Origin of the sequence: Alienimonas californiensis, assembly GCF_007743815.1 — a bacterium.
Classification (GTDB): Bacteria; Planctomycetota; Planctomycetia; order Planctomycetales; family Planctomycetaceae; genus Alienimonas; species Alienimonas californiensis.
The window spans coordinates 4,133,164-4,147,855 of record NZ_CP036265.1; the positions used below are offsets into that span (position 1 = coordinate 4,133,164).

Below are 14,692 nucleotides of genomic sequence, written 5' to 3' on the forward strand. Positions count from 1 at the left end.
ACGCCAAACGAGCCGACGACGCTAAGCGTTGGAACGCCGCCGCCAAACTGCGACTCCCGCCCCCGCGAACGCGACTGCGGCGATCGCGAGGGCGATCGTCATCGGGCTGAAACGGGTGTCCCGCGGCTCGGCCGGGGGGCCGACCGGCAACGAGTCGGCCGTGACCGACAGGTGCGTGAGGGTGGCCGCCGTCGGCTGGTCCATGGAGCCGCCGGTGTCCACCGACAGCGCCACCCGCTCGACCGGCTCCGAACCGAACTCCATCACGGTCAGTTCCCGAAACGATTCGTCCTCCCCTTCCGCCGCCAAGCAGCGGATCACCCCGCCCTCCCGCACGAATTTGATGCGACCGCTCTTGGCCGACGTGGGAAAGAAAACGTGCTCGTGATGGTGGGAGCCGTCCGGCTTCTCCTCTCGGCGGACGATCTTCCAAACGTCCGGCACCTTGCTCATCCCGGGATGCGGCATGCGGACGCGCCCGAGGGACAGCATCGTGTACTGCCCGGTCCCGCGGTTGAGCTGAAGTCCGACGCCGCTGCCGTACCCCTCCCGCACCTCCGGGAGCGTGAGGGACCGAAACGCTCCCTCGGTCGAGAAGTCGCCGGTTAGACCGAACTTTAGGTCCACGGCGACGCGGTTGCCTTTCTCGCCGGACGGGACGCTCACCACCGCCTCGCCGCCCTCGACCCGGACCGCCTTCGCCGGCTCGTGGCCGTTCAGGGACACGACCGGCCCCCACTCGGGCACCGACGCGAATTCGACCTCGAAGGTCTCCGCGTCGGCGTCCGACGGACCGCGATCGCCGCAGCCGGCGAGGAGGGCCGTCGAGAGGAGGGCCGTCGAGAGGAGGGCGAGCGTAGTCGCGTGGCGGGTCATTGATCTTCCGGTTCGTTCGGGCCGTCGGGGGTGCCGTATTCGATCGCGAGGCCCTTCGCGGGCGTCAGTAGGCGATCGAACTCCTGCCAGTCGATCGTGAACGGGACCTGCTGGACGCTCCCGTCGCACAGCAGGAAGTTCACGCCGCCGGCGTGGGGACTGCCCCAGTTCTGCTTGAAGACGAGCCCCGGCCCGTCGGGGAGCAGCCGCAGTCCGTACCGACGGCTGCCGGCCGAACCTCCCAGAAAAAAAGGCTCGTCCCAGAAGAAGCTTCCGTCGGACTGCACGCAGGGGTCGAACGCCTTCTCCCCGACGAGCAGCGTGTTGCTGGTCCCGTCGCGGACATTGGCGAATCGCATCAGCTTGGGGCGGTTGAAGATGAGAAAGCCGTTACCGGTGTAGTCGGTCCGGCCCCACCGGTGCCCGCCGCCCTCGTACTCCCCGAATGCGTCGCTCGGCGGCGGGGCCGTCGCGGCGGCGTCGCGGCGGGCGCGGCAAGCGTACGTCGGCACGACCGCGTCGTAGGCAGGCTTAGCGTGGGCGTTCTGCTGGTCGAGAAACGGCAGCAGCGGGTACGCCCAGGATCCGGTCTGCTCCCGCGGGCCGCTGTCGGGGTCGCCGACGCCCCACTGGTACAGCTTGCCGTTCTCGGTGTTCAGCGTCGTGGGGGTGAACGGCTCGCCGTCCGCGTCGAGCACCACCTGCGCCGGGTCGTACCCACCGTTGCTGGGCAGGCTGCCGAAGACGCCGTGGTGCTGGTGGAAGGCCAGTCCGACCTGCTTCAGATTGTTCCGACACTCGACGTCCCAAGCCTTCTGACGGGCCTGCTGCACGGCCGGCATGATTAGCGCGCAGAGCAGGGACACGATGCCGATAACGACCAGCAACTCCACGATCGAAAAGCCGAACCGCCGACGGACGTGGCACATGGAGCGGGTTCGAGTTTGAGTCGCAACGATGGCAAGTGGCGGTCAGCATGCGGGGGCCGGCGAGGGGCGTCAACCATCGTCCGTTTCCGATGTGGGGCGGGCGGGCCGCCGACGCCCGGAGGACGACACGGATGCAGATTTTCTATTCGCCGAGGCGGACGAAGACCTGTTATTCTCGAGTTCCTGCGATCCCGCCGCTCAGAGGCAAGGCCGACGTCATGACCCCGCCCCCGCCGCCTCGCCGTGAGGAGGAAGACAAGCGCCAGCGAGAGAGGGGCGAGTACCTCCGCTCGCGGCGGAACGCCCGCGTGATCCTCGCCCGTTACGTCGGCATGGACAACGCCGAAGACGCGGTGACGGAGGCGGAGGAGCGACTCAGATCCGCCGGCCTGCTAGACCGCTTGACGGGACGAACGGTTCGCTGGCGACATGAGCGGGCCGCGGCGCTGCGTCGGCGGGACGAGGCGCAAGCGTTCGTCGAGGCTGGACTGTCAAGGATCGACCGCGTCCGGGCCACACCGCCGACGGAAGGGCCGACGCCTACGCCGGAACGCGCCGCGATCTAGCAGGCTGCTGAAAAACTCGCTCGCGGCGGCGGCTCGTTCGCGCTAGCTTCGGGGCCTCGTTCCCGAGCCGAGGCGCTGCGATGCGTGGACAAGCCGACCGCCAGCCGAAGATGTTTTTCTCGATCGATCTGGAGAGCCGGATTCGGCCGGATCACCCGCTGCGTCCCCTGAAGAAGCGGGTCGACGCGATCCTGGCCGGCTTGAACGAGCGGTTCTCGGCGGCCTACAGCCGCACCGGCCGGCCCGGCGTGCCGCCCGAACGACTGCTTAAAGCGTTGCTGCTCATGGCGATCTACTCCGTTCGCAGCGAGCGGCAACTGGTCGAGCGGATCGACACGGATCTGCTGTTCCGCTGGTTTCTCGACATGGACCCGGCCGAGGACGCCTTCGACGCCACCGCGTTCACCCATAACCGAACGCGGCTCGAGGAGCACGGCCTGGCCGCGGCGTTCTTCGAGGCCGTCGTGTCCGAGGCGATCGCCGCGGGACTGTGCAGCGACGATCACTTCAGCGTCGACGGCACGATGATCGAGTCGATGGCCTCGACCAAGAGCTTTCGGCCGATTGAGTCGGTCGGGTCGGTCGACGACGACCAGAACGAGCAAGACGGCGCCGGATTTAAGAGCCGAAACGCCGAGGTAGACTTCCGCGGCCGGAAGCGAACCAACGCCACGCATCGCAGCCGCACCGATCCCGAGGCCAGGCTGTACTGTAAGGGGCCGGGCAAGCCGGCGCTGCTGGCTCATCTGGGCCACTCGCTTGCGGAGAACCGCAACGGTCTGATCATGGAGGCGGCCGTGACCGAAGCCAACGGCACGGCCGAATCCGAGGCGACGATCGAGCTGCTCGACCGCTATCGGCGGAAGCGCGGCCGCTCGCCCAAGACGCTCGGAGCGGATAAGGGATACGACAGCGGGCCGCTGCTGTTGAAGCTTGAATCGCGTCGAATCGTCCCGCACGTGGCGATGCGCAACGCCGAGCCGGCGGACCCGAAGACCGCCCGCAGCGATCGGCGGGAGAAGATCGAAGCGCGTCTGCGAATGAAAGCGAGACTCGCGACCGCGGAATACGCCGTCTCGCAGCGGGTCCGAAAGAAAGTGGAGGAGGGGTTCGGCTGGCTCAAGACGATCGCGGGCCTCGGTCGCAGCCGGCACGTCGGCCGCTGGAAACTCCGGCAACAGCTGGAGCTCTCCGCGGCGGCCTACAACCTGATTCGCATCCAAAAACTCAGGCCGACGTGATCGACGTGATCAATTCGGCGGCCACCGCGGACGACCTTCGTTTCGCTCTGAACGGGGCTCGTTCGGAGCCCGCCGGCAAGTCCGGGCGGGCCGATCAGCCTCGGCAAAACGGATCGATGGACAAGCCGAGCTCGTTCGCCTCGACGGCGAACTATCGCTGTTCGTCCCGCCGATAAACGGCGCTGTTTTTCAGCAGCCTGCTAGTGCGCCGTCACGCCGACGCGTGCGGGTTGGTATGCTGTCCGGCCGGCTCCCGTTCCGCCCAAGGAGGACAGCGATGAACAAGCGATACGTGTTGAAGCTGACCGCCGAAGAGCGGTCGGTCCTGGAAGCGATCACGCGGCGGCGGAACGTCGCCGCCGGCAAGCATCAGAAGGCCAGGGCTCTTTTGCTGTGCGACCAGTCCGACCACGGTCCGGGCCTGCGGGACGTCGACGTGGCCGGCGAGGTGAACGCCGGCGTTCGGAGTATCGAGTCCTGGCGGAAGCGGGCCTGCGAGGAGGGACCGCTGGAGTCGCTCGAACGTCGCCGGCGGACCGTGACGACCGAGCCGATCCTCGACGGCGACGCCGAGGCGAAGATGCTGGCGATCGCCTGCTCGACGCCGCCGGAGGGCCGGAGTCGCTGGAGCCTGCGGCTGCTCGCGGACCGGCTGGTGGAGCTGGAGATCGTGGAGTCCGTTTCGCACGAGACGGTGCGGCGGAGCCTTCAAAAAACGACGTCAGGCCGCACCTGAAGCGGCAGTGGTGCATGCCGCCGAAAGACGACGCGGCCTTCGTCGCGGATATGGAGCGGGTTCTGGACGCCTATCGGCGGCCGTACGACCCGGCCCGGCCGGTCGTCTGCATGGACGAGCAGCCCAAGCAATTGGTCGAGCACGTTCGCACGCCGCGGCCGACCAAGCGGGGGGCCGTCGCCCGGGAGGATCATGAATACGTCCGCCACGGCTGGTGCTGCGTCTGGATGTTCAACGAGCCGCTGGGCGGCTGGCGGGACGTCCGCGTCACCGACCGCAAGACGGCGGTCGACTGGGCCGAGCAGGTCCGGTCGTTGGTCGACGATCCCCGGTACGCCGCGGCCGAGCGGATCACGCTGGTCTGCGACAACCTGAACACGCACGCGCCGGCCTCGCTCTATAAAGCGTTTCCGCCCGCGGAGGCGCACCGGCTGGCGCGGAAGATCGATTTGGTCTATACGCCCAAGCACGGGTCGTGGCTGAACACCTCCGAGTGCGAACTGTCGACGTTGACGCGTCAGTGCCTGGGCGGGCGGATCGCTCAGATTAATAAGGTGCGGTCGGAGGCCGCCGCTTGGACGGCCGATCTGAACGCCCGCCAGACCGGCGTGGACTGGCAGTTCGCCACCGAGCAGGCCCGCGTCAAACTGAAGTCGCTCTACCCGCAGTCTATCCTGTGACGATGAACTAGAACCCAGCGTCCCCTCCGGCTTCCGATCCGGCGTCGACCTGCAGGGAACGGCCCCGGGTCGTGAACCCGGTTTGCACGCCGGCGCCGCAGGAGACGCAGGCGACGCAAGATCCGGCGGGTTCTCGGGCGGCGGTTGTAGGTCCCGTCGAAGGGCCAACCGGAACGACGGACGGTTCCTTGGTCCGGGGCAGGGACGAGAACGGTACGGCACTGGACGGAGTCGGTGTCAGGGTTGTCAGGGGGTAAACCGTACTCATCCCTCCCACAACGGAGGCGACGGGGGACTGGACCCGCATTCCCAGGCAGTTGGCTTCGTGTTCCCGCTCCAAGGGCTGACAAACACCCCTAACACCCCTGACAGCGGGCACCGTCGTTGTGCCGATCCCGGGAAATCTGCCTTGGATCGATGCGCTGCGGCACCAAGAGATGCCCGACGAGATGCGGGCCTTCGCCGAGCGGCGGTATCGGGCGGCGACGAGGCGTACGAGCGGATCGAGAGGGACCTGGGGTAGGTCGACGCAGACGGGAGATGGCGCGGTTTTTAGTCAGACGCTCGCCGTCTTGCGAGCAACTGGCAACGCAGGGGCTGGATCTGGCGCACCTAACCGGTTGACCCCCTACATATTGCGATTAGCGTGTGGGCAGCCGGTCCGAGCCTCCAGCCGGAGCGCCCCGTCACGGAGATCTCCGGCTTCTACAGGCGTCCGCCGAACCTCCGCCACGCCTCCGACCGCCGGTGCCCGAGATGCCGCTGATGACTTCGACCGCGACGCACCGGACGTCGCTCGCCGCGGCGGCGTTTCTCGTCGTCCTCCAGCCGATCCTCGGACAGGACGCATCCCCTCCTGATCCCCTGCCGGAAGCCGCGAAGACGGAAGCGACCTCGACGGCGGAAGCGCTGACGAAGCTCCAGGAACGGCACGAGTCGGGCGACGGGCCGTTTGTAGAGATGGATGAACTGAACTTCCTGATCCGGCCCGGCGGAGGGGGATCCTGCGCCAGCGCCGCCGGCCTAATCGTCCTGCAGGCCGGCAGGGCCTTGCTGGGCCGGGACGCCTACGAACGTCCGCACATGGGCGTCCTCGGAGCATTTCAGGATCAGCCGACGCTGCTCAACGGCCGCGTCACGAACAACGAATTCGTCGACCTGCTGGAGTTCTACGAACGCCACCTCGGCGGCGGCGGGTTCAGCACCGAGACGCTGTCCGCCCCGAACTCGCCGCACGCCCAAGACGGCAACGTCTGGACGGCCGGCCAGCCCCCGCCGATCGCGGTGCGGGAGGGGCAACTTCAGGTTCTCAGCTACACGGTGACGACGGCCGAAGGCGACGTGCTGGGAAGACACTTCGTCATCTTGAAGGCGGTCGACGGGAACCGTCTGGACGTGCTCGATCCGGCTCATCCCAAAAGGAAAACGGTCTTCGTGCTGGAGGACGGCGATAACGGTTGCGGCCGGATGTACCTGCGACTGCCGCCTGAAGTACTCGCGAAGGACAGCGTGTCGGCTTACCTCAAGGGATTGGTGAACGAGTTGAACACAGTCTTCACGATCACCGTGGAGGACGCCGCCCCGCCGCGGGCGCCTGAGCTTGGAGACCTGAAGCGGCGAATCGACGAAACGGCCGAGGAGCTGAGGGCGGAGGGAAAGCTGACGGACCCGCGGGCGTGGCGAAAGGCGGGAGCGGCGTACGGACTGCCGGGGCTGGACCTGCCGGGCGAACTCGGCGGGTCCGGGTGGTCCGCGAGCGAGGTACTGCCCGTCTTCCGTCACGCGGGGCGACACAACCTCAATCTGCGCGACGTGGTCGGCGGGGCCCATGCGCGGGCACTGCTGAACTCCGACGAGAAAGTCGCGCAGGAAGTCGTGCGGGAGACGGCCTGCGGCGAGGCGTACGTCGCCATCACGATCACCGAGGAGGGCTTCGGAACGGACTACACCTCGATGACGACCAAGTCCAAGAAGGTCGACGGCGGGTACGTGCTCTCCGGCGAGAAGCGCTGGAACGCGCGGCTCCGGGAGGCGACGGACGTCGTCGGGATCACGAAGGCCTCCAGCGGCGAGGTCGGCAAGCTGAGCGTGTTCCTGCTGGAGCGGGAGACGCCCGGCCTGACGGTGAAGGACTTCGCCGCCCACGGCCTGACCGGCAACTCCTACGGCGGGCTGGTCCTCGACGACGTATTCGTGCCGAGCGATCGGCTCCTGGGCGTCGACGGCGAGGGGAAAGACGTCTTTACCAAGCACTTCCTCTACTGGCGGCTGATGCAGGTCGCCGCCGCGATCGGGTGCGGGGATCGGGCGTTGGAGCAGATGGCCGAGAGGATGAAGGAGCGGAAGTACCGCGGGGCGCCGCTGGCCCGAATGACCCACCTCCAGCAGCAGCTGGCCCAATCGACGACGGAGTTGGCCATGGCCTACAGCCTTGCCAAAGACGCGGCGGAGTTGCTGGACGAGGGGAAGTACGACGAGGCGGCCCCGCTCATCAACGGGCTGAAGGCCGAGGGCGTGGAGGCGGCGCTGCGGGCCGCGGACTTCGCCATGCGGGCTCACGGCGCGCTCGGATACTCGACGGAGGTCGATCTGGGCGATCGGGTGCGGGACCTGATGGGCCTGCGGATCGCCGACGGCACGACCGACGCGATGCGATCCGCGGTGGTCGCCGATGTTTACGGGTCGGAGTTCTGGTGGGCGGCCTTCCCGCGAAATCCGCAGGAAATAACAGATTAACCAGCCAGAGGGCGGAGTCCGAGTTCTTCGCTCAGCAGCGGTGAGTAGATCGCCACACTGCAAAGACCACTGGCGCGGCGAGAACAGTAAAGATCACGTCCCTCATCTAAACAGCTCGACCTTGTCGAGCTTCGCACTGCAGCGGTCGGCCCCTCCACAATTGCTACGCCCGTAATCGGAACCTGAAGTGGCACCGCCACACCGGCCCCCAAACCCCAAGCAACCCATCGACATGCGACATGGTCGTACTCCCCGCAGCAGTGGAACTCCTTGCCCGTTGTGTCAGTGGGTACCCAAGGGTAATCTGATCCGTTCGCTCTGACTCCAGCAATAGACCCCGGTTTGGTGCAAGTCGTAATCGATCTCGACAACGTGCCGCAGGCCGTGCGGAGGCGGGGGCTGGCCTACATGGCCGACCGCTTGGCTACGTCTCTGTCTTGGAGAATACTACAGCATCACCGGCGCGTAGATCTTCGCTTATATGGTGGCTGGTACACGGAGAACCAGTTCACCACGCGGGCGGAGGAAGTGTCGGCTGAGGTTGACCGGGATTTCCCTCGAATTGTCACCACAGTCGATGACAGCGGTCGGCAATGGAAATCTCGGGTTTCTGCGGGCTTGGCGTACGGCCTCCGGTGCGCTCCCAGCGAGCAGGTTTTCAATACGTACAGACAGCGGCGTGGTGTGCCACGAGTATCTCGCAGCGGGTGCCTCACTCCAGAATGTGCGACCGAAGGGTGTCCTATTCCGGGCGTTCAGAAAATGATGCAGACGGGGCGTTGTTCCAAAGGCGGCTGCAGCACGAGATTGGCAGACATTTTTAGGCGGGGGGAGCAGAAGCTTGTGGATGGGATGATGTCCGCCGATCTGATGTCCCTGCACCTCGGCGGCGAAGAACACCTTGCGGTCGTCTCGGCAGACGACGACCTTTGGCCGACGCTACGGCTACTTCTTTCGCGTGGCCAGAACATCTATCACGTCAAGCCAGTCGGGTCTAACCGAGAGAGTTTCTACGATGTGCCGGACCTCCCGGGGGTTGGGCGCTATTTACAGCTCCAGTTGCAATAGATCGAGAGCCGAGAGCATGACGTTTGACGACTTCCGCCGAGTACTCCTTTCGTTCGCTGATCGGGCTACCGACCTGGACCTTTCGAAAGGTGAACTGGCACTCGAGATTCGTGGAGAGATAATAGAGGCGCAGGTTCGCCAGCGGCCGGCGGGGCTGTTTGTCGTAGAGGAGGGGGAACAGTTGCCGGCTGGTCGGTGGCTCTTGGATCGAGTTGCGCAGCTAGAGATACTGGCTCGACGCATTCTGGACTACACCGAGCCCGCGGAGCATTTCGTGGAACCTAGCGGAAAGCATCTGAGGGATATTAATGACGACCCGGCAGAGGAGGAGCAGCCGGTTCCTGACCTTCGTGAAACCGTGTTGCGATCTCTCTCCGCTCATCCTGCCGGAGTGACTTCACTTCACTTCCTGACTTCCGACGCTGGCGAGGGTAAGTCGACCCTGCTGAACGAGATGGCGAGAGATCAGGCAAAGAGGTATCTCAGCCGTGACGATGATTGGGTGTTTCTGCCTGTCCACCTTGGGGGGAGGCTCTTCATGAGGTTCGACGACGTTGTCGTCGGCACCCTCATGAATAAACTGAGGTTCAATGGCCTACGCTACGCGTCCTTCCTTGAGCTTGTCAGATTAGGGGCAGTGGTGCCGGCCTTGGACGGATTTGAGGAGTTGTTCATAGAGTCTGCTGGTGGCGATGCCACCACCGCGTTGGGCGACTTCACCCAAGAGCTAGATTCCGCTGGGACCGCTGTAATTGCGGCGAGGCGAGCTTATTTTCAGTACCGTAGCCTCAAGGCGCAAGCCAAGCTTATTGATTCCCTCAGGGGGCAAGCGATCTCCGCATCCCGCTTTACAATCGATCGTTGGGATCGCGATCACTTCTTACGGTACGCATCGCTTCGCGGGGAGCCCAACGGCGAGAGTGTGTACCAGCAACTGGAGGAGATCCTTGGGCCCTCGCACCCGCTTCTCACGAGGGCTGTGTTGGTGCAGAAGCTTCTAGACTTAGCTACCGACTCGGAAGATTTTCAGCAGTTGCTGACGCGACTACGCGACGAACCCAAGGGGTATTTTAGAGAGTTTATCGGCTCGATTATTGAGCGTGAGGCTCGCAAGTGGGTAGATCGGACTGGGATACAGGATGTAAGCACTCCGCTTCTCAGCCTCGAGCAGCACTACGACCTACTCTCTTCTATTGCAGTGGAGATGTGGACGAGCGGGTCCGATCGATTACCTAGAGATGTCATGGTCTTCGTCGCGGAACTTTACGCCGAGGATGCGGGCTCGACACCTGAGGTCACTAGGCAAATCGTCGACAAGATTTCAACCCATGCCCTCATCGTTCCCAGCGGCCACAGTAAGTACTGTTTCGATCACGAGGAGTTCTTTCACTTCTTTCTCGGCGAGGCGGTCGGCCGCTCGTCCGTTTCAAAGGACGTTGCCGGGATAAGGGATCTCGCGGGCCGTGCGGCTTTGCCTGCCATGGCCGTAGAGGCCGCAGCGAAATACATCAGACGAGAAGGTGTGCCGCCTTCCGAACTTGCCGACTTCATGTCTGCCGCTTATGCGGGCGAGCAGAGAACATCACTGATCCGAGAGAATCTGTCGGCGGTCGCGATAGAATGTTTGGATGGGGTGGAGCAGCCAACTGAATTTAAAGACGGGGTCTTCCCCGCGGCATCGCTCGCTGGCAAACGTTTGAAGGAAGTCACCTTCAACAAGTGCTATTTCGGCAGCACGGATCTCCGCTGCGCGGAGCTCGTATCTTGTCGTTTTATCTCATGCGAGTTCGTGCAGCTCGGCGGTGACGGCACGGAAAGGGTTCAGGACACGCAACTTTCACAGTGCAAGATCCATGCGTGGGTCGGCTCGTCCGGAAGCGAGTTTGCCCCCGACAGAATCGTTCAGGCACTAATGCGAGCCGGATTCACTGTGGAAGGTAAGCTTGACACAGTCGGGCAAGTGGTCGCACCTAATGAGGCAGCAGAGCCGGACGAGGAGATAAAGCTTATGGAGACGTTGCTTCGGATGTTTTCACGTGCTACAGCCCTCAATGAGTCGGCAGTACGCAGGAAGATGGGCACGAGAGAGAGCCTGTTTTTCAATGAAGTTTACCCTCGGCTCCTGCAGGCAGAAATTGTTGTCGAAGTTCCCCACAGGGGCTCAGGAGTGCAGCGCCGAATGAAGCTTGGAGTCTCGGCGACCCGGTGTCGATCCTCGTTCGAAGCTAGTGCCGGCTCGTTTGAGTCGTTTCTTTCTCGGATGAACTCACGTGACTAGTGGACGGTCAGTGCTTGAACTTGGGATAGAGCGACTTCAGATTAATGCGGGCCTGTTCGGTCGTGAACTGCCAGTCGACGTCCCGGCACGTCGCGTTGGTCGCCGCCGACCACGCCGCCGTCTCCGAGCGCAGCTTGGCCAGCGTGCCGATCCGACGGCCGGTCAGGCATTGCCGCGTCAGACAACTTAACTCGCACTCGGCGACGTTCAGCCAGCTGCCGTGCTTGGGCGTGTGACAGAACCGCAGCTTGCGCAGGTACGCCCGCGCCTCGGCGGGCTCGAAGGCCTCGTAGAACGCCCCCCGGGTGTGCGTGTTGAGATTGTCGCAGACCAGCGTGACGGGCTCGCAGCGGGCGTACCGGGTCCGCAGCAGCCGGCCGACCTCCTCGGCCCAGTCGACCTTCGTCCGCCGCGGCCGAGCCGCGACCTGCCGCCAGCCCACCAGCGTCTCGCAGAACAGGAACAGGCTCGCGGTCCCGTTCCGCTCGTACTCGTAGTCGACGCGCTTGGGGCGGTCCCGCGTGGCCGGGATCGGCGTCCGCGTCTCCTTCGTCAGTTGCACCGGCTGCTCGTCCATGCCCAGGACCGGGGTCGTAGGGCCGCTCGTAGACCTCCAGAACCTCCTCCATGCCGGCGGCGAACTCCGCGTCGGCCTCCGGCGGGATCACCCAGTATTCGAGCTTCCGCCTGGTCATCGAATTTTTTTGAGGCACTGACGCACGGTCTCGTGGCTGATCGCGTCCACGATCTCCAACTCCACCATCCGCCGGGCCAGCAGTCGGAGCGTCCACTGGCCGTAGCCTTCGGGCGGGTCGCCGGTCCGCAGGGCGATCAGCTGCGCCGCCTGCCGGCCGTCGAGCATCGGCGGAACCGGCGGCTTCGCCCGCGGCTGGCCGTTCAGCGCGACTTCGAACCCTTCGACGACCAGCCGCTTGCGCAGGGCCTCGACGGTCTGCCGCCGGGCGTCGAAGGCCTCGGCGACGCGGGCGTCGATCCAAACGGGACCGCCCTCGCCCTGATCGACCTTGAGCAGCATCTGGGCGCGTCGCACCTTCTGCGAGGAGCCGGAGAGCGTCTTGATCACCCGCCGGCACTCGGCCCGTTCGGCCTCGGACAGCCGCACGACGTAGGTCTTTCGCATCGGGTTTCCTCCTTGCGAGTTCCCGGCAGCATGACCTCAACCACGCCCCCACGCCATCCCCGATCCTACCGCTGACCGTCCACTAGTACAGATCTGCGAGGACAGCGAAGCGTGCATGGGCCGGGCTATCTCAATGCTTCCGACTCACGGAGCGCAGTCTATGCCTCGACTACCTCAACGTCTCTCTCCGGATCCTAAAAATGATCCCTGTCCCGCCCGAGCCCCGGGCGGGACAGGGGTTCTCCTGTTCCGGGGCGTCCGATCAGTTCCCGACGCGGCCCTTCAACCCGTCAATCGCCTCGCTCGCCTGCCGGCGGCTCAACTCCTCCGCGGTGGTCAAACCAAACCGCCGTCGCAGTTCCTCGGTCAGCTCCACGCCGGCCCTTCAGCTGAAGGCGTGCAACGCCCGCACCTGCTTCTCCGTGCAGGGCAGGGAGCCGCGACTGTTCGTCAAGGCGCCGTTAGTCAAGGAACCGTTGGTCGTGCGGCCGTTGCCGACGTGGGCGGCGCTCGCCGTCCCGTTGCGGGCGGCAGCGCCGTGAGCTGCGGCGGCGGGTTGGGTTTCCCCCCTGACACCCCTGACAGCCGGGCCGTCGGTCACGCCCAACTCCGCGTCGATCGCCTCGCGGATCACCTCGAAGCAGCCGCGGATCTGACGCCGCAGCTTCTCCGGGTCCTTCAGCAGCTCCGCCGACAGCTCCACCTCGACGTTCACCATCGCGCCCCGGCTGCCGTAGTCCGGCTGGCCGATCTTGCGGGACAGGCCCGCGTTCAGCTTCAACATCTGCGTCTCCTTGCGGTTGTGCGATCCGGGAACGGGCGGGTCAGGCGACCAGCGAGCCGAGCCGCTTGAGCCCCGCCAGCGCGCCGGTGACGGCCCGGTTGCGGCGTTTCAGCTTGCGGAGGTCCGTCGCCAGCGATCTGGCTTCCGAGGCCGCGTCGGACAGGGTGCTGCCGAGGGCGGAGACCCGCTCCAGCAGGGCGTCGTGATCGGGCGGGCCGTCCGGGTTCTCCTCGCCGCCGACGGCGTGGCCGTTGGCGTCGCCGTTCGTGCGGTAGCCGTTCGAGTTCTGGGCGAGGCGGTTGCGGGGCATCTTGGGCGCGGTCATCGTCTGGCAGGCGAAGTGGGAAGCGCGGCCGTTACGGGCCGCGACGGGGGTGTCAGGGGTGTCAGGGGCAGTTCGCCGGTCCGCGGCGGCGGGCTCGGCGGCGGTGAGCCGCACGGCGTCTTCGGCCGGGACCGGATCGCCGGCCAGCGTGGCGAAGACCAGTGTGGTCCCCGCCGGCGAGGGGCCGAACTCCCCGGCGGGCGTGCGGCAGCGGACCGGCTCCTCCGGCCCGTTCAGCGCCCACTGCGTGCAGCCGGCGGCGAGAGCCCGGGCGACGAATCGCCGGTCGGCCACGCAAACCGCGGCGCCTCCGATCTCGGAGGAGGCCGTCGCCAACTCCACCGGCGTCCCGCCCTCGTCCATCGCCCGGATCAGCAGCGTGCCGCCGGTCACCTCCAACGTGACCGGGCGACGATCGGCGCCGGTCCCCGGCAGGCGGTCCAGCCGGTCGGCGAGGAAGGCGGAGTCGGCTTCCGACAACGTCACGCTCGCCTTGCCCTCGCCGCCGGGCACGACCCGGTCGAGGTCCGGGAACCGGGCGTCGCGAGCCTCAGGCGACCAGATGGTCCAGTCCCCGCACTGCAACACGCACAAGCCCGCCTGCGGGCCTCCGGGCAGAAACGCGACCCGGACGTCGTCCCGGCGGAGGAGGGCGGCGGAGAGGACTTGCGGGGCCGGCAGCAGCACCGGCTTGTCGAAGCTGAACGTGAAGCCGCGGGCGATCAGCAGATGATGGCTGTCCGTGGCTTCGATGCGGCCCGCGTGCGGATCCAGCCGGACGCAGCCGAGGGCGTAGCGGGTGCTGTCGGCGTCGGTGACGTCGCAGGCGGCTCGCAGTGCCTCGCCAAAGCCTTCGCCCGGGTCGTGCCATTCTGGAACCGACGGCGGCTCGAAGTTCGCGGCCCGGTCGCGATCTTTCTTCTCCAGCGCATGGCGGGCACTGCGGGGTACGCCCTTCTCGTCCCAGTTGGCGACGACCGCAGACCCGCGATCCGTTTCGGACAGGCAAACGTCGCCGCTCTTGGCGGCTCCGGCCTCGGCGAGCAGGTCGAACGGCAGGACCAGTCCGGCGGGCGGACGATCGCCGGGGATATACAGGCTGGCGCCGCGACCGTCGGGTCCGACGGCGGTGAGGCGGGCGCCTCCTTCGGCGTCGGCGTCGACTCGAACCGGCGGGCCGTCGTCGCGGGCTTTGAGCCCGAGGTGTTTCTTCAGCGCCGTGCGGAAGCTGTGCAGCGTCCGCTGGGGCAGGATGATCGGGGGCATGTGGCGGGGTCTCCTGTAGGAATGCGGGATGAAAAAGGCCGGCGACGGGGATCAGCCCGCCGCCGG

12 protein-coding genes are annotated in these 14,692 nt (G+C 66.0%); 6 read left to right on the plus strand and 6 right to left on the minus strand.

What is annotated here, in order from left to right:
• Positions 1–21 precede the first annotated feature (21 nt).
• Together CA12_RS16350 and CA12_RS16355 are read right to left on the minus strand one after the other, a co-directional pair.
• Positions 22–876, minus strand: coding sequence for a DUF1583 domain-containing protein (locus CA12_RS16350; protein WP_145360096.1), 855 nt, complete (start codon positions 874–876; stop codon positions 22–24).
• Positions 873–1,805, minus strand: a complete 933-nt coding sequence (locus CA12_RS16355; RefSeq protein ID WP_145360097.1) for a DUF1559 family PulG-like putative transporter — start codon at positions 1,803–1,805, stop codon at positions 873–875. Before CA12_RS16355 ends, CA12_RS16350 begins: the two co-directional genes overlap by 4 nt.
• A 218-nt stretch (positions 1,806–2,023) precedes the next feature.
• Between CA12_RS16355 and CA12_RS16360 the strand changes: the two genes are divergently transcribed.
• The 6 genes from CA12_RS16360 to CA12_RS16385 all read left to right on the plus strand — a co-directional run bounded on the left by CA12_RS16360 (position 2,024) and on the right by CA12_RS16385 (position 11,110).
• The gene (locus CA12_RS16360; RefSeq protein WP_145360098.1) at positions 2,024–2,371 is read left to right on the plus strand and encodes a hypothetical protein; all 348 of its coding nucleotides are present in this window, start codon (positions 2,024–2,026) and stop codon (positions 2,369–2,371) included.
• Positions 2,372–2,481: 110 nt separating this feature from the next.
• The gene (locus tag CA12_RS16365; protein WP_207622022.1) at positions 2,482–3,612 is read left to right on the plus strand and encodes an IS5 family transposase; all 1,131 of its coding nucleotides are present in this window, start codon (positions 2,482–2,484) and stop codon (positions 3,610–3,612) included.
• Between the two features lie 277 nt (positions 3,613–3,889).
• Complete coding sequence (locus CA12_RS16370; RefSeq protein ID WP_165700808.1) at positions 3,890–4,348, plus strand: helix-turn-helix domain-containing protein; 459 nt, start codon at positions 3,890–3,892, stop codon at positions 4,346–4,348.
• Positions 4,349–4,362: 14 nt separating this feature from the next.
• Positions 4,363–5,028 (plus strand): IS630 family transposase, encoded by a 666-nt coding sequence (locus CA12_RS16375; RefSeq protein WP_207622023.1) that lies wholly within the window; start codon positions 4,363–4,365, stop codon positions 5,026–5,028.
• 765 nt (positions 5,029–5,793) lie between these two features.
• Positions 5,794–7,764, plus strand: a complete 1,971-nt coding sequence (locus CA12_RS16380; protein ID WP_165700809.1) for an acyl-CoA dehydrogenase family protein — start codon at positions 5,794–5,796, stop codon at positions 7,762–7,764.
• A gap of 1,084 nt (positions 7,765–8,848) precedes the next feature.
• Entirely contained in the window at positions 8,849–11,110 is a 2,262-nt protein-coding gene (locus CA12_RS16385; protein ID WP_145360102.1) for an NACHT domain-containing protein, read from the plus strand.
• Positions 11,111–11,117: 7 nt separating this feature from the next.
• On the opposite strand, the gene CA12_RS16390 is transcribed toward CA12_RS16385, so the two are convergent.
• The 4 genes from CA12_RS16390 to CA12_RS16405 form a co-directional block, all read right to left on the minus strand.
• Positions 11,118–11,687 carry an IS630 family transposase gene (locus tag CA12_RS16390; RefSeq protein WP_145360103.1) on the minus strand — a complete coding sequence of 190 codons (570 nt, stop codon included), beginning with the start codon at positions 11,685–11,687 and terminating at the stop codon, positions 11,118–11,120.
• A 114-nt stretch (positions 11,688–11,801) separates the two neighbouring features.
• On the minus strand, positions 11,802–12,251 hold the full coding sequence (locus tag CA12_RS16395; protein WP_145360104.1) for a helix-turn-helix domain-containing protein: 450 nt from the start codon (positions 12,249–12,251) through the stop codon (positions 11,802–11,804).
• Between the two features lie 385 nt (positions 12,252–12,636).
• Positions 12,637–13,035, minus strand: coding sequence for a hypothetical protein (locus CA12_RS16400; protein ID WP_145360105.1), 399 nt, complete (start codon positions 13,033–13,035; stop codon positions 12,637–12,639).
• Between the two features lie 40 nt (positions 13,036–13,075).
• Positions 13,076–14,626, minus strand: coding sequence for a hypothetical protein (locus tag CA12_RS16405; RefSeq protein ID WP_145360106.1), 1,551 nt, complete (start codon positions 14,624–14,626; stop codon positions 13,076–13,078).
• Between the last annotated feature and the right edge of the window lie 66 nt (positions 14,627–14,692).